This is a genomic window from Seonamhaeicola sp. (genome assembly GCF_028281565.1).
Classification (GTDB): Bacteria; Bacteroidota; Bacteroidia; order Flavobacteriales; family Flavobacteriaceae; genus Seonamhaeicola.
The window spans coordinates 1-15,232 of sequence record NZ_JANQJQ010000022.1 but is presented as its reverse complement, the minus strand read 5'-3'; the positions used below and the strand labels follow the sequence as shown (position 1 = coordinate 15,232).

Sequence of the window (15,232 nt, the reverse complement as noted above, 5' to 3'; positions counted from 1 at the left end):
TTTTAAAAAACTTAAAAAAAGATTTGACATATTAAAAAAGGCGTGTATATTTGCATCCGCAATCATGCAACGGTCTGGTAGTTCAGTTGGTTAGAATATCTGCCTGTCACGCAGGGGGTCGCGGGTTCGAGTCCCGTCCAGACCGCAAAATTGCTTCAAGCCTTAACAATCTTAAGGCTTTTTTTGGCAATAAAATGAAGTTGTGTTGTTTGGTCGCGCTTAGCGTGATCAAAGGTTGAGATACCGAAATAAATTCGGTACTAAGCCAATGGAAAGCTTTCCTTTTCCGATGTATCGGAATTGGGATGCTTTTTTGTTTTAGAGGGGTTGGTAATGATTATTGGTTTATAATAACTTCAATTTCCTCTTTAAACTCTTTTGTATATTGCCATTTAATGGTATTCCAGTAAAACCTTAAGTACGGTCTGTCAAATGAACGCTTAATGATTTCAGACCAGGTTTCCCATTGAGAATTTGTTATGAGCCCAAACCTCTTACGCTGATTAAAGATCTCTCTGTAATATACAAGCTGAACATCTAGCAGGGTGTGCAGTTTAGTCTCTAAATCTTCATTTCCCTCCAGTCCCTTAAGCCTGTTTATTTCTTCAACATCAAAGGCCAGGATATTATGAAGATTCGCATATTTAAGAGTAAGTTCATTGAAATTTTGTAGTTTATCACCTATTCTGGAATACGCTTCTGACCGATTACTTTTTGCACTAATCCTTAATTGATATAAGGCAATAGCAGAAGCCAAAATAATAATAATGGTTTGGACAGCATTGAATAGAAGTTCCATGATACAGTTATTAAAGTTTTACTTTTAAATATACTGAAAATATACTTTGAGATTTTAACTGGAGTGCATTAGTCCGGGAACTTAATTAAGGTCAATGCGATATGCTTTTAAAAAAGTACCCTGCAATATCTTAATGTACCCCATTCCAGTTAGAAAAACTAAGCTTAGTAAGAAAGGTAGGTGTCCTGTAAGGTGTCATTTTAGGTTCCGGCACTTCCCCAATAATTAAAACTTGCCGGCTTCCATCCGGGAATGTACATAGTTTCCATTTTATGAATTTTAAATCCGTTGGTTTTGATAATAGCAGGGATGTCTTTATTGAGTGTACAGCCACCACCTAATCTTTTCCAAATCGGATTAATATAGTTTTGCCAGTTTTGGACAGATTTATCAGGAGCCTTGCCATGTTCACAGAAAAGTAATCTTCCATTAGGTTTGATGACCCTCCTAATTTCATTAAATGCCATGGAGGCATCCGGTATGGTACATAACGTGTAGGTGACCACAACATAATCAAAACTATTATTGTCTACCGGAATGTCATCAGCAAAAGCCTTAATGAAACTGAATTCAAAAGGTAACTTTTTAATATCAAACTTATTTTGATTCCAGATCTCAACTGAGGGGTCAATGGCAGTGAGGTGTTTTACATTTTCAGCATCATAAAAGGGTAAATTCAGGCCTGAACCTATTCCAATCTCCAGGACATTACCATGAGCAAGAGGTATTATTTTCTCCCTTTGTTTTCTATTTGGCTTTTGTCTACAGGCCCAATCAACAACTTTTGGAAGTAAATATTTATTGTATAACCTCATGCTATAATTTATAAAATCCTTATTAGTTACACAAATTGGTAAGGAAATTAATAGATTAAAGAGAGTTAATTTGCTTTCCTTTTTTCTTTATTGAAAATTGGGGTGTTTTTCTGTTTTAGCAAGTGCTTCTCTTTTTAAGTGGGATAACATATCTTCACAAAGCATTTTGGTGAATTTTTTAGCGCCTGATGATTCCAGGTGTAACCCATCATAGGTGGTAAATTTATCCGTTAAGTGTGAATAGTTTAGAAATGTCACACCAAGTGCTCTGGAGATACTATCCATTTCCGTTTCAAAATTTGGGCAAATGTGGTTTTCTATTTCTTTAAACTCTTTGTCCTCAGGTATTTTTACCATAAAAACATCTCCTCGGGGTTTTAAAAACTTCACTAATTTAATGAAGCTTTGTATTCGATATTCAGAACGTTCACTGGAATTTGTTTTTTCTTTAAAAAAGTCCAATACACCGGATTTCCAATGAGCAATGTCCCCATTATTACGCGTATCCAGTTGGGATTTTTTTAGTTTTATTTCTAACCACCCATTTTTATGTACATTATAATGCTCCCATTTTTCATGTTTATGTAAGGCATTGTACAAGGGCTGATCATAAGTATTAATAATGTAATTATAGTTAGGTTCATTGTCTACCCAATCTACCTTACCGATGATTGTTTTTTCATCCATTTTTATGATATCCTCAACAGGCATATTGATTGGTGCAGAAAAACTACCCGGAGACACAGATAAAATGAATAGTTGTTTTTTTGATGTTTTCTTAAGCTTTTTTTGAATGCTATTAAAATAAACATCGCCGTATTGGGAGTTACCTACATTTAAAGCAAAATTAATAATTGGGGTATCATAATTAATCGATCTCAAATCATTTTCAATGATCTCCGGATTGATCCCTTTACTGGCTTTTGAAATCCCAATTATTAAACCACCGGCTTTTTGAGTGAATTTATTATAATATATATCCACATAATCATCAGATAATCTATCAACAAGCAGGAAATAAACACCAGCAAGAAGAACGATATAAACAACTATTTTAGTTAGAAAAAGTTTCATAAAATCAGAATTGAAAATAGATGAAAGTGTTTTGTCTGTTAATAGCAAATAACACTATTATAAAAACATACCCCAGGTATAGTGACCAACGCTTATATTTAGCCTGGTTGATGACCAGCTCGTATATTTTGTCATTCCCTTTGAAATAATGAACCGTTTGTACGGCTATTATTAAAGCAAGGCAAAGGAACAATTCAAAGTAATTTCCAAGTATATTAACATGCAAGCTTTTGAATTGGAACATGTTTTTAAGATAAATCATGGCGTGTTCTATAGACGGTGACCGAAAGAAAACCAATGTAGTAACCATATAGGACACGCCAAATGCCCAGCCTATAAGTTCAATAACCCTCTTTTTTAACCCCATCTTTTTAAAAAGTTTTGATCTGAATGAAGAAGTACCAATTTCTAAAATGAGCAGTATGGCATTCAGGATACCCCATAAAACAAAAGTCCAGTTAGCACCATGCCATAACCCCACAATAAAAAACAAAATAAAAATATTACGCAAAGTTTTTAGTCTGGAACCTTTTGAACCTCCTATAGAAGTATATAAATAGTCCTTTAACCATGTCATAAAAGAGATGTGCCAACGCTGCCAAAAATCCCTAACGGTAACAGCAAAAAAAGGCCGGTCAAAATTCTGCATTAATTCTATACCTATAATTTTAGCAATGCCAATGGCAATTGAAGTATAAGCAGAAAAATCAAAATAAATTTGAAAACAAAAGAAGAAAGCTCCTAAGATAAGCGAAAGCCCATGAGGGGAATCAGGGTCGGAAAAAGCCATGTCAACATAAACTCCCAACCTGTCGGCTACTACTACTTTTAAAAAATACCCCCAGGCTACTAAGATCAATCCTTTTTTAATATTAATAATATTTGTTTGCAATTTTTGCTTTAATTGAGGAATCAATCTTGAAGCGCGCTCAATAGGGCCGGCTACTAATTGAGGGAAGAATGCTACATACAAAGCAAATATGCCAAAGTGTTTCTCAGGTTTTATTTTACCTCTATAAATATCAATAGTATAACTCAGGGTTTGGAACGTATAAAAACTAATACCAATAGGGAGCAGTATCTTGTTAAAATTGTATGATCCGGCTGTTTCCTGATCAGAGATTTCCAAGCCAAAAAACGTAAACAGATCATTAACTGAAGAAGTAAAAAAAGTTAAATACTTAAAAACAAAAAGCATTCCCAGGTTAATAGTTAAACTTAATAACAGATATAGTTTTTTAAATTTAACCGTGGTATTTTCCATTTTTAAACCACAAAAATAATCGGTAATTGTAGAGGCTAATAATAGGATCATTAGCACCGGTTCATGTATGGAATAAAAAAAATAGCTGTTTAACAAAAGCCACAACCACTTATATTTATGAGGGATCACATAATAGCCGATGACAACTAACGGAAGGAATAATATAAATTCAAATGAATTGAATAACATAGAAGTTAGGGTTTCTAAGTGTTAGGCCAGAGCAACTTAAAGATATTTTTTTAGTTATGATTGTTTTTTATTATGAACGGCAATTAAATTTGTTCAGTTGATTTTGAAAACCTACTCGATGAACGAACTTATTTACAGATATGTGTTTTTGTAAGTGAAAACCAAACCCGAACTACAACCCAGATAATTATCAGGATAGGAACCAAAAAAAAGATGACTGCTTGTGCTTTGAGAAGTTATTAGTTTTAAAGAATACAAGTCGTCAAAATCATCAGGCGGCTTTATAAACCTGTTAATTATCCCTAATTCTGATTGGTGTGGAAATGGTTGAAAACTATTACAAATAAAAAGAATAAGTTCATTTAAACAATTAAATAAGCGATTTGTAGAAATCTGTATTATAATTAAAGTAACTTCTTTATGTTTGGAGCACCATAACATAAGTAGGTTAAGTTTATGGTAGATTTGGGGCAAAAAAGGTAGACAGCAGTCTGCCTTTTTTATTTAAACCATTTACCAAATTTAAAACGGCCGTCATTTGGTCTTTTTTAGAATCGAATTTAATAATGTATTTTTACAGGGCCTGTAACTTTTACTCTTGATTTAGGATTAATAGCTACCCCTAACATTAAGTTTTAACTTTACAGCGTATTTAAGGGAGGCAATTTTGTCTCCTTTTTACTTTTTGCGATACTGCTTAACTACTATCTTTAAGATCACTCTAAAAATTAATAGCTCATTTCTTTTGGTTCGATAGCGCGGATTTGTAATCCGTGCCCTACTAAATACGATATAATTTCATATTTTGTAAAAAAATAAAATATGTCTACAAAATATAAAGCGACCATGTCCGATACAGGTTATTTTATAACCATAACCACTGTAGGTTGGATAGATGTATTTACAAGACTTAAACAAAAATTTGTCATTACAGAGGCAATTGGCTATTGTCAAAAACATAAGGGTCTGGAAGTTTACGCGTATTGTATAATGCCCAGCCATATCCATATGCTCTGTAAGGCAAAAGAAGGCTTCTTGCTATCAAATATTATGAGGGATTTTAAGAAATTTACGTCTAAAAAAATTATTGATACTATTGTTAATTACCCGGAAAGTAGAAGGGAATGGATGTTGGATTATTTTAAAAAGGCTTGTCTTCATTTAAAAAGAGGCCAGCAATATAAAGTTTGGCAAGACGGCTACCATGCAGAAATATGTTCGTTAAATAAATTTATAAAGCAGAAATTAGATTACATTCATAACAATCCCGTAAAAGAAAAGATTGTTTCAAACCCTGAAGATTATATTTTTAGTTCAGCAAGAAATTATGCCAGTTTGGATAGCGAGTTAAATGTTGTTATGTTACATATTTTTTAGACTTGGCACGGATTACAAATCCGCGCTATCAGTTAAGTCAGGTAACCACCAGTTATAAACTGGCGGTTGCGGAGTATTTTTATGGAACTATAAAGATCATTTTAAGAATTTTAATAGCTCATTTCTTTTGGTCCAGTTCCGGATAGGCTGGCGTTATCATAATATGGGCCCTGTGAGTTCCGGGGTTCATGATCCACGGATGTCCTTTAGTTAATGGTTTTTCCGGTAAGCCGGTAGTTTCCGCAGTAGCATAGGGGATATAAACAACATATCTTACCCGTTGTTTTTCAATCTCATGGGTCTCTTGGTTTACTTCACCCCTTAACACAATCAAAGTGGTATTATAAGGAATTTTTAAACGTCCGCTTTTTACTTCTTCCTCACGAATATCAAATATTTCCTTGAAATTTTTCCCCTGCATCTTGAGCTCGCGTCCACGAGCCATAAACGGATCCAGGTCTTTATGGTATGCTGCCACCTGAAAACCGTCTTTGTTCGGGTCATCGGCAAGACAGATATATTGATTGGTGCCTTCTCTCAAAACAACAAAATGCCCTTCAGCGTCATATCCGTAAACTTTAGCGCCTTCCCTGAAGGGCGCTTCGAGCCCTAATACCGCCGTATGGATCTGCCATGCTTTTTCCGGAATTTTATTTTGGGAAACACTATATAAGGAGATGGTCACTGCCACAATGAATAATTTGAACCTCATGGTTTGGATGTTTAATTAATTCATATAAATGTACAATATTTTTAAACTTGCGGCCAATAGGCTTGCACGGTAGCTTTATTAAGGGAATCTTATACTTTTAAACAGAGCAATTAATTTATTTCTTACTTTTATGGTATATAGTATTAATCTCTACGTTATGAAACACCTTAGTCTACTTATTGTTGTTCTAATGTTTTCTTTTTTGCAGGCTCAAGAAGAAGAAAACCCAAGTTTTAGGTATAATCCAAACGGATTAAGCCCCCGGGAAGTTACCGTTGAGGTAACAGGAATGACTAAAGAAACCATGCATTCGAAAGCTAAAGAATGGCTTGAAGAGAAGTTCAAAGACCCTGATGAAGTTACGGATAAAGATGATGATGAGGATGATAAAGGGAGCCCGGAAGACAAGAAGAAAACCAAAAAGCTTCGCTTTAAGGGTGCTACCAGTAATGTCATTTGCTTTACGGAAGATGACTCCTATACTTGTGAAGATGTAAATTACACAATCCAGTTAAAGTTTTTTGATGGCAAGTATACGTTTAAACCTGTGAAGTTATCTTACAAGCGCCCCGGAAAAAAGAAAACAAGCATCAAGTTTAATCAAAGCAGTTTTCACACTAGTGGCCAGTTAAAGAAAGGCTATAAAAAAGTCGCTTCGCAAATAGAAGATCTATTTAATAAAATGAACAGGAGTTTGAACAACTACCTGACAGGGAAAGCCCAGGAAGATGAGTGGTAGTTAAGACCTTTCGACTGTGCTCAAGGTGACAGTAGTTTATTTCATTGACAAAACTGCTTTAAAGTTGAATTTCGATACACCGAACTCAAGTTAACAATGGCTCTTATTTAAAGTGCTTGTTTCCCTGGAAATCTTTTGACGTTTTCTTTTTGCCATTCATATTAAGTGCATAAGTGACTCCTAATTCCACAACAGGGCCGTTTCTTTCATACAGCGTTTCCTGGTAGAAGATCTGCTGATTGGAAGCATTAAAAGCATTAGTATCCAGGCCGGTATCGTTTTGGGCAAAAATGTCTAAACCTCTAACCGCAATATCCCAGGCATCAGACGGTTGGTAACTCAATGCAATGTTCGATACAGAAAACGCATCATTTTGACCCTGGGAGGTAACCGTGTTTGAAATTCTGCTAAAGTCATAATTAAACTTAAGTTTATCTGATAAGGTAACATTAGCATTGCCCTTTAAGGACCAGTTGGTACTGTTTTGGTCAACGTCAAAACCAAAGACATCGCCCTTGATTTGGTAGTTGTATAAAGACCCGCCAATAAAGCATTTAAGCCAGGAATCCGGAATGACATTGATGTTCAATTCAGCACCTAAGGAGGTGGAATTACCGGCATTGGTATAAGAACGAATTAAAACATCCTCTCCTAAAATAGCATTCAATTCTGGATTTTCGTTAGCGGTGGTAACAGTGTTAACCCTAAATACCGTATTATCTGTGCCCCTGTAAAAACCAGTTAAACTAAAGGAGCTTTTCCCGGCAGCCGTTTCATAGGTGATCTCGGCATTGTTTAAATATTCCGATTCTAATTCCGGGTCACCCACTACATAAACCTCAAAGTGACGACGGTATAAGAACGGTGCTAATTTGGTAACCGAAGCACGATTTATTCTTCGGCTTCCCGCTAAAGTCAAAATGTTTTTATCGTCTAATTTATAGCTGAAATGAGCCGAAGGGAATAGATCCAGTTGCTTTTGGGTGTAATGTTTTTCCAGATCCGATCCGAAAATAGGTACGTAATCCGTAGTGCCGTTCTCTAAGGTTTGGTCGCCATACTCGGCTCTTAAACCTAAAATATAACTAAGCTTTCCCCGGGTTGCCGCATAATCGGCATAGGCCGCATAAACGGTTCTTGTCAGGTCTATCGTGTTATCCAGGTCTTTAGTAACCAGCGTGTTGCTAAAATTAAAGGCGCCTTCAATGTTTGTGTATTGTACCTGGACACCGGTGCCAAGCGTGCTGGAGTCGTCCATTTGTTTTTCATAATCGGCATTGAAGCGTAAACCTTTTAAAGGGGTGTTATCAGACAAAGCATAATCATCGGCCTGAATAGCATTGGCATAATTACTGGCAATGTCATTATCTACATCCGCCCTGGTATTATAGAAATAGTTTTTATTATTTAAGGCTCTGCTCAGTTTGGAAGTTTCATAAGCCGCAGCCATTTTAAAGCTGGCATCATTTGCCAATGCAACTGCATAATCTAAATTGAACGTGCTGTACTCGCCATATCGGTCATCCACATTGGGGTTGTACATAAATTGTTCTGTAGCTACATCTTTATTTGATTGGTCGGCATCGGCAAAAAAGGTGTTATAAATATAATAGGCAGCTCTTCCTTCATTCCTATTTCCGTAGAAATAAGAGAACGATAATTTTTTGGAATCAGACAGGTCGATATCAATTCCGGCATTGGCCGTATAGTTTTCATACCATTCGGGACGTTGCCCGTTATTGGCATTCATATGGAAGAAATCACCTTCCGGGGCATTGACAAAAACCCGGGCTTCACCCGAACGCTTTCCGTTGACGTTTTTCATATTATAATTGAATCCGCCGTAAAGTGTGACGTTCTTTTTTCCGTAAGTCATATTGAATCCGCCGCCATAACGGTCATCTTTCAGGTCATGGCCACTATAGTCATCGGTTAAGTTGGCCCACGGAGCACCGCCTGATAAACCGTTAACAGAAACCGATAGTCCCTGGTTGATATTTTTCCTGGTGGAGATATTGATGATACCACCTTTGCCCTGGGCATCATAACGTGCTGTTGGTACGGTAATAACATCAATTTTACTAATGTTATTGGATTGGATCTGTCCCAATAGTACGGAAGGCTTGATGTTGGTTGGCTTGCCGTTTAGGTACACCATAAAATCACTGGTGCCCCTAACCGAAACATTACCGTTTGGGTCTACGGTTATAGAAGGTAGTTTATTTAAAACGTCAGCAGCATTTCCGCCTTTGGCCGTAGCAAAATCATTGGCGTTATAAACCTTTCTGTCAATTTTAGTGGTAGCTGTTTTGGTCTGGGCATTAACGGTTATGGCATCTAATGATTCCAGTTGGTGCTTCAATAAGATGGTTCCAACGTTGGCATTGGGAGAGTCCTTTGTGATGATTACATTATCTACTGCAGTAGTTTCATAGCCGATAAATGATACCTGTACCCTGTAAGTTCCTAATTTAAGGTTATCAACATTAAAAGTGCCGTCGTCTGATGAAATGGCTCCTGAAACCGTTTCGGAAGCAGCGTTTAAAATAACCACGGTAGCAAATGGAATGGATTCGTTTGAGTCATTATCAACTATGCTTCCTTGAATACTTCCCTTTTGAGCAAAAGCAAATAAAGTGAATAAAAAGAGAAAGCATGAGACTGAAAGTTTGTTTGTCATTAGGGATCGTTTAGTTTTTGAATGATATGGTTTCTAATAAAGTTGCTGCCTCATTAAGTGGCAAAAGTAGATTATTTACGCTTAGCCATTATGTTTTAACCTGTTAATTTGTAAGGTACAAATGTACTGTATAAGCTTTGTATAGGTTATAGTCTTAAAAGACTATTTAAGTAGCAAAAGGTTTAAATTAGGCAATAAAAGTTTTTTTGAATTAAAGTGTCTGAGACGTATAAGAATAGTGTAATTGCTTTTTTGCTTAAAGTAATTTTGTAAATTGTGCTCCGGATTAATTAGGTTAAATAAGTATGGTTACTTTAAAACAGTTGGCAAAAGAGTTGAATGTTTCCATTTCAACGGTCTCTAAAGCACTGAATAACAGTGAAGAGATTGGAGAAGAAACGGTAAGACGTGTTAAGGAACTGGCCGAACTTTACAATTATAAACCCAACAAAGTAGCTTTAAGCTTAAAGCAGAATAAAACCAAGACTATTGGCGTTATTATACCTAATATCCTAAATCATTTTTTAGCTAAAGTACTTTTTGGTATAGAAAGAGAAGCCACTAAACTGGGCTATAATATCATTACCTGTATTTCAAATGAATCTTTGGAAAAAGAAAAGGAAAGCCTTCAGATCCTGGCCAATGGTAGTGTTGACGGCTTTATTTTATCGGTAGCCGAAGAGACCCAGCTTAAAAATGAAGTAGAACATTTTAGAAAAACCATAAGCCAGGGATTGCCCATTGTGATGTTTGACAGGGTGGCGCATGATGTGATGTGCGACAAAGTCATTGTTGATGATTTTGATGCTACCTATAATGCTACAAAAGGCTTGTTGGAAGAAGGCAGAAAACAGATTGCTTTTATAAGCAATGTTCAGGGCTTAAGTGTTGGTAAGTTAAGGGAAAGAGGTTATGCCAAGGCAATTTTGGAAGATCAGCGCTTTGAGCCATTGATCCTGAAGATCAAAAAGAAGGATGATCACCAAAAGAAAATAAAATCCTTCTTTAAAAAGAATAAAGCTATTGACGGCGTGATTGCGGCCGATAGTTCATCAGGCATTATAGCCATCAATACAGCCGTTAATTTAGGAAGAAAAGTACCTAAAGATATATCGGTAATAGGTTTTGCCAGTAAAGCCGATTCAAATCATACCTTACCCCGGCTAACAACCATCAGGCAACATGCCAAGATTATTGGGGCCCATGCGGCACAAATGTTAATTCACAGGTTGCAGCATATGCACTTGAATGAGGATGTTAAGACCAGGATCGTGAAAACCAGCCTGGTAAAAACCAAGTCTACTTTAAGGTGAGTTTTAGCTTATTTTCGATGAATTACCGTTTATCGATGCATTTCAACGATAAAAAATGCTCTTTATCGATTATTTTGTTTTTCGATGGTGTCTTAAAATAATTTAGCCTTGTCTTAATGAGCGATATATAGTCCCCTCAGGCCCATTGAGCAAATTAATCCATTTCAGACCAATTTTTGGTCAAATCCCTCAAAAATTTAAAAGATAAATTGGTTCGCTTTTGTGCGTTCGATTTAAAGTTAATTACTCCATTTTTCCCTCAACAGAGATTTTGTTTAGCAAGGTCTTAGTTCAAGCATTTTATTAAAAATTTAAATAGAGAAAAATAGTTTTAACCTTAAATCAAATTAATATGAAAGCCCTAAAATTTACTTTAATCGTAGCCGTAGTTTTCGCAACATTAGTATCTTGTACTAAACAAGACCTTAACGAAGATGATGTACTTACTAGTAATGATCCTCAAACGGCACCATTTACAGGAGGTGGAGTCCAAGACTAAGACTACATTGATAATATTAATAATTTGAAGCTCCTTACAAATTTGTAAGGAGTTTTTTGTTTTTAATTAATTAAAAAATTATAGATATTTTTGAATAAATAGTTAATCCCTCATTTTTGAAGTTTAAATTATCTTATTTACTAATCTTCTTTTCTATTTGTTTGACTCAGGGACAAAGAGCAAATGATATAAGGAATATTGATTCTATTCAAAAATCAATTTTAAATTCCCAAACAAAGGATTCTTCTTTAATTGCCAATGCACATTATAAGATTGGAGAAATTTACAGATATAATTTTTTAGGGGATAGTGCCTATTACCATTATCACAAAGCGGAGAAAATTTATAAAAACAAAAATGACAAATTAAGAACTGCTATGACCCTATATGGGATAGCGGTTATTCAATGTAATGAAAAAGACTTCACAGGTTGTGAAGTTACTTCGGTAGAAGCTATTTCATTACTTGAATCATTAAAGCAGACAAATAATGTTACGAAATACAAATCATTTATATATAACAATTTAGGACTTGCTTTTGGACAATTAGGTCAATATGATGTGTCCATTTCGTATTACGATAGAGCATTGAGATTAAAACGAAGTCTAAAAGGTGATAATAAGGCTACAATTGATAATACAAGGAATAATTTGGCTTTGTCTTATAAGAAATCAGGAAACTATGAACTTGCTGCAAGTAAGTATGAAGAAATATTATCGAACAAAAATTTAGTCAAAGAGCGTCCAGATTTTTATGCCTTAGTTTTAGATAATTATGCACATACTTTGTATTTGTCCCAAAAACGAGATCAATTGCCCGAACTATATTTTTATGCTTTAAAAATTACTGATAGCATAAATCCAGGAGGATATAATTCAATTATTATTAACCAGCATTTAGCTGAATATTATAACGATCTTAATTTAAAGGATTCAGCAAAGTATTTTGCTTATAGAGCTAAAGATATTGCTGAGAATTATCATAACGATGATTACTTAGTTTCACTTTTATTACTTTCTGAAATAGAAGAAGGAGAAAAATCAGCGCAGTATTTAAAGGACTATGTAAGGATAAGTGATAGTTTACTTAAAAACGAAAGAGCTATTAGAAATAAATTTGCCAGAATTCGTTTTGAAACCGATCAAATAGAACAGGAAAACATTCGAATCGCCAAAGAGCGTATGTGGCTGCTCATTATTTCGGTGGTGGTCATTATAGCCTCCTTTTTATTGTATTTGGTGATCACGCAGCGCAATAAGAACAAAGAGCTGCAGTTTGTTCAAAAGCAACAGGAAACCAACGAAGAGATCTATAACCTCATGTTATCTCAAAACGAAAGCATTGAAGAAGCCAGGACCCAGGAGAAAAAACGAATTTCCGAAGAACTCCATGATGGGGTGTTAGGGCGTTTATTCGGGACACGGCTGAGTTTGGACAGCCTGAATTTTAACAATACCCCGGAAGCTGTAAAAACCAGGGGGCAGTATATAGAACAGTTAAAAGATATTGAGCAGGACATCCGGAAGGTGTCGCATGAATTAAATACAGATTTTGTATCCGGCGGCGGGTTTATTGATATTATTAAAACCCTGGTGGAAACACAATCCATTGCTTATAAACTGCAGTACGAATTAAAGCATGATGATACGATCCATTGGGATGATGTCACTAATAAAAAGAAGATCCACATTTACAGGATCATACAGGAAACCCTCCATAATATTTATAAACACGCTAGGGCTTCTCATGTAAATATTAGTTTTAAACTAAAAAATAATGTAATTTGCTTAACCATAGCAGATGATGGTTCCGGTTTTGATGTTAATAAGGCAAAATCAGGTATTGGCCTGAAGAATATGAATTCAAGAATTAATGAAATTAGCGGAGCACTCAACATCGCATCTGAAAAAGATGTAGGTACAACAGTCAATATAGAAGTTCCCATACCCTAAGGACTAATTTTATGATTGAGAAAATAAAAATCCTAATGATTGATGACCACCCAATGATTATTGAAGGTTATCAGAACACCCTACAATTCACTAAAAAGGACACCCAGGAATTATTCATTGATATCGCCAATAATTGTGATGAGGCTATATCTTATATGGAAAAATCCATTAGAAATGAAAGGCCCTATGACATGCTTTTTGTTGATATAAGTTTACCGCCTTCGTCAGACGGTGCTATGAATTCCGGTGAAGATTTGGCCGAATATGCCAGGAAGATTTTACCGGAAGCTAAAATTGTGATCCTTACCATGTTCAACGAATCTTTCAGGATCCATAACATTATCAAGACCATTAATCCGGAGGGGTTTTTAATTAAAAGCGATTTAACCTCCAGTGAGCTGGCAAGTGCTTTTCAGGCCGTACTTAATAATCCGCCCTTTTACAGCGGAACGGTAAACAGCCATATCAGAAAAGCTATTGCGAGTGATATTGTCATTGATGAAAAGAACCGTAAGATTTTGCACCTGTTATCACAGGGTGTGAAGACCAAAAATCTGGCCGCCCATTTAGACATTTCATTAAGTGCCGTTGAGAAGCGCAAAAAGCAATTAAAAGACCTTTTTTCGGTAGAGGACGGACAAGATGAGACCTTACTGAATGAGGCCCGGAAGAAAGGTTTTGTATAAGATGTACTACTTTTAAAGAGTGGTCCCGGAGTTTTTTTGAAAAACTTGCCTTTTGTTTCTGCCTGAAAACCATTATTATATCTGAAAATTACCTATAAACCGTAAAGGCGTTACGGTTTTTCCACAGCTAAAATAAAAGCGTATTAATTATATTTGTTTGTCAACACTTCAAAAAAATTAATTAATCCCTCAATTTTTTTTTGTTGATAATAGCAATTTACAGACCCTGTGGAGGTGAGAGACCCACAGGGTCACTTCTTTTAAAAGGTGAAAATAACCGTTCTGTTATCCCAAATGATGCCTATAAAGAGTCCAAGGTAGACAATAGCCACTATAAATTTTATAAAGGTTGAAGTAATAAAACCTATAAAAGAGCCAAAAGCAGCTTTCATGGCTTTTTTGGAATCTGATTTGTTAATGAGCTCTCCAAGAAAAGCACCAACAAAAGGGCCTATGATCACACCAAATGGAATAGGGGCAATAAGCCCGATAATGAGTCCGATGGAAGTGCCTATCATACCGTATTTGGTCCCGCCAAAACGCCTGGTGCCAATGGCCGGAATAATATAATCCAATATCCAGATCAGTACGGCAATAATCAGGGTGATTATTAAGAACGATTTATCCATGGGCACCGATTTGGACAGGTGAAGAATCAGTAAGCCGACCCAACTGGTCAGCGGACCGGGTAAAACCGGTAGAAAACTACCCAGGAGCCCTAAAACCATAAACAGGGCAGCAAGGATTATTAAAATGAGGTCCATATAAATTAATTATATAAGAATTCCTGGGCGCCATGCGTCCGGGTTTCCGTTGAAATTGTCATTCCCGTAAAAGCGGGAATCCAAAACAACAAATTTTTTTTAAATTCTGTTGTTTATGCTCAAGTAAGACGCTATTAAAGTCTAAATGTTACATTTTTAACTAAAAAATTAGTTTAAACTAAAATTTTAGTTATATTTGTTGAAACTAAATCTTTAGTTGAATAGATAAATCCTTGAAAAATGAAACCTACATGATTAAAATTTAAACGTATGAAATGAGCCATAATAACTAAACGGAATACCCACCAAAATGTTTAATGGCGAATTACATCTGACCTATGTAGAACAATAAAATTTAAACAGATGAAA

12 protein-coding genes and 1 tRNA gene are annotated in these 15,232 nt (G+C 35.6%); 6 read left to right on the top strand and 7 right to left on the bottom strand.

Annotation, left to right across the window (positions count from 1 at the left end):
• The first annotated feature begins 71 nt into the window (after window positions 1–71).
• Window positions 72–145, top strand: a tRNA-Asp gene (locus Q0983_RS11755).
• 192 nt (window positions 146–337) lie between these two features.
• Here Q0983_RS11755 and Q0983_RS11750 read toward each other — a convergent pair.
• The 4 genes from Q0983_RS11750 to Q0983_RS11735 form a co-directional block, all read right to left on the bottom strand.
• Complete coding sequence (locus Q0983_RS11750; RefSeq protein WP_299553232.1) at window positions 338–799, bottom strand: hypothetical protein; 462 nt, start codon at window positions 797–799, stop codon at window positions 338–340.
• Window positions 800–999: 200 nt separating this feature from the next.
• A complete protein-coding gene (locus Q0983_RS11745; RefSeq protein ID WP_299553229.1) occupies window positions 1,000–1,614 on the bottom strand; it encodes a class I SAM-dependent methyltransferase in 615 nt (204 codons plus the stop codon).
• A gap of 87 nt (window positions 1,615–1,701) precedes the next feature.
• Complete coding sequence (locus Q0983_RS11740; protein WP_299553226.1) at window positions 1,702–2,688, bottom strand: hypothetical protein; 987 nt, start codon at window positions 2,686–2,688, stop codon at window positions 1,702–1,704.
• A gap of 4 nt (window positions 2,689–2,692) precedes the next feature.
• A complete protein-coding gene (locus Q0983_RS11735; RefSeq protein ID WP_299553223.1) occupies window positions 2,693–4,003 on the bottom strand; it encodes an MBOAT family O-acyltransferase in 1,311 nt (436 codons plus the stop codon).
• 960 nt (window positions 4,004–4,963) lie between these two features.
• Between Q0983_RS11735 and Q0983_RS11730 the strand changes: the two genes are divergently transcribed.
• Window positions 4,964–5,518 carry a transposase gene (locus Q0983_RS11730; RefSeq protein ID WP_299553220.1) on the top strand — a complete coding sequence of 185 codons (555 nt, stop codon included), beginning with the start codon at window positions 4,964–4,966 and terminating at the stop codon, window positions 5,516–5,518.
• Window positions 5,519–5,636: 118 nt separating this feature from the next.
• Here the strand turns inward: Q0983_RS11730 and Q0983_RS11725 are convergent, their stop codons facing one another.
• Window positions 5,637–6,230, bottom strand: a complete 594-nt coding sequence (locus tag Q0983_RS11725; RefSeq protein WP_299553218.1) for a hypothetical protein — start codon at window positions 6,228–6,230, stop codon at window positions 5,637–5,639.
• Between the two features lie 157 nt (window positions 6,231–6,387).
• Between Q0983_RS11725 and Q0983_RS11720 the strand changes: the two genes are divergently transcribed.
• The gene (locus Q0983_RS11720; protein WP_299553215.1) at window positions 6,388–6,969 is read left to right on the top strand and encodes a DUF4468 domain-containing protein; all 582 of its coding nucleotides are present in this window, start codon (window positions 6,388–6,390) and stop codon (window positions 6,967–6,969) included.
• Between the two features lie 103 nt (window positions 6,970–7,072).
• On the opposite strand, the gene Q0983_RS11715 is transcribed toward Q0983_RS11720, so the two are convergent.
• The gene (locus Q0983_RS11715) at window positions 7,073–9,649 is read right to left on the bottom strand and encodes a TonB-dependent receptor (protein ID WP_299553212.1); all 2,577 of its coding nucleotides are present in this window, start codon (window positions 9,647–9,649) and stop codon (window positions 7,073–7,075) included.
• A 305-nt stretch (window positions 9,650–9,954) separates the two neighbouring features.
• Between Q0983_RS11715 and Q0983_RS11710 the strand changes: the two genes are divergently transcribed.
• The 3 genes from Q0983_RS11710 to Q0983_RS11700 all read left to right on the top strand — a co-directional run bounded on the left by Q0983_RS11710 (window position 9,955) and on the right by Q0983_RS11700 (window position 14,099).
• Window positions 9,955–10,962: a LacI family DNA-binding transcriptional regulator gene (locus Q0983_RS11710; protein ID WP_299553209.1), complete on the top strand. Its 1,008-nt coding sequence runs from the start codon at window positions 9,955–9,957 to the stop codon at window positions 10,960–10,962.
• Window positions 10,963–11,577: 615 nt separating this feature from the next.
• On the top strand, window positions 11,578–13,413 hold the full coding sequence (locus Q0983_RS11705; RefSeq protein ID WP_299553206.1) for a sensor histidine kinase: 1,836 nt from the start codon (window positions 11,578–11,580) through the stop codon (window positions 13,411–13,413).
• Between the two features lie 11 nt (window positions 13,414–13,424).
• On the top strand, window positions 13,425–14,099 hold the full coding sequence (locus Q0983_RS11700) for a response regulator (RefSeq protein ID WP_299553203.1): 675 nt from the start codon (window positions 13,425–13,427) through the stop codon (window positions 14,097–14,099).
• Between the two features lie 260 nt (window positions 14,100–14,359).
• On the opposite strand, the gene Q0983_RS11695 is transcribed toward Q0983_RS11700, so the two are convergent.
• Complete coding sequence (locus Q0983_RS11695; protein WP_299553200.1) at window positions 14,360–14,863, bottom strand: DUF456 domain-containing protein; 504 nt, start codon at window positions 14,861–14,863, stop codon at window positions 14,360–14,362.
• Between the last annotated feature and the right edge of the window lie 369 nt (window positions 14,864–15,232).

Bases quoted from the DNA above. Each gene is read 5' to 3' on its own strand.
- Q0983_RS11750 (WP_299553232.1), bottom strand. From the start codon at position 799: ATGGAACTTCTATTCAATGCTGTCCAAACCATTATTATTATTTTGGCT.
- Q0983_RS11745 (WP_299553229.1), bottom strand. From the start codon at position 1,614: ATGAGGTTATACAATAAATATTTACTTCCAAAAGTTGTTGATTGGGCC.
- Q0983_RS11740 (WP_299553226.1), bottom strand. From the start codon at position 2,688: ATGAAACTTTTTCTAACTAAAATAGTTGTTTATATCGTTCTTCTTGCT.
- Q0983_RS11735 (WP_299553223.1), bottom strand. From the start codon at position 4,003: ATGATCCTATTATTAGCCTCTACAATTACCGATTATTTTTGTGGTTTA.
- Q0983_RS11730 (WP_299553220.1), top strand. From the start codon at position 4,964: ATGTCTACAAAATATAAAGCGACCATGTCCGATACAGGTTATTTTATA.
- Q0983_RS11725 (WP_299553218.1), bottom strand. From the start codon at position 6,230: ATGAGGTTCAAATTATTCATTGTGGCAGTGACCATCTCCTTATATAGT.
- Q0983_RS11720 (WP_299553215.1), top strand. From the start codon at position 6,388: ATGAAACACCTTAGTCTACTTATTGTTGTTCTAATGTTTTCTTTTTTG.
- Q0983_RS11715 (WP_299553212.1), bottom strand. From the start codon at position 9,649: ATGACAAACAAACTTTCAGTCTCATGCTTTCTCTTTTTATTCACTTTA.
- Q0983_RS11710 (WP_299553209.1), top strand. From the start codon at position 9,955: ATGGTTACTTTAAAACAGTTGGCAAAAGAGTTGAATGTTTCCATTTCA.
- Q0983_RS11700 (WP_299553203.1), top strand. From the start codon at position 13,425: ATGATTGAGAAAATAAAAATCCTAATGATTGATGACCACCCAATGATT.
- Q0983_RS11695 (WP_299553200.1), bottom strand. From the start codon at position 14,863: ATGGACCTCATTTTAATAATCCTTGCTGCCCTGTTTATGGTTTTAGGG.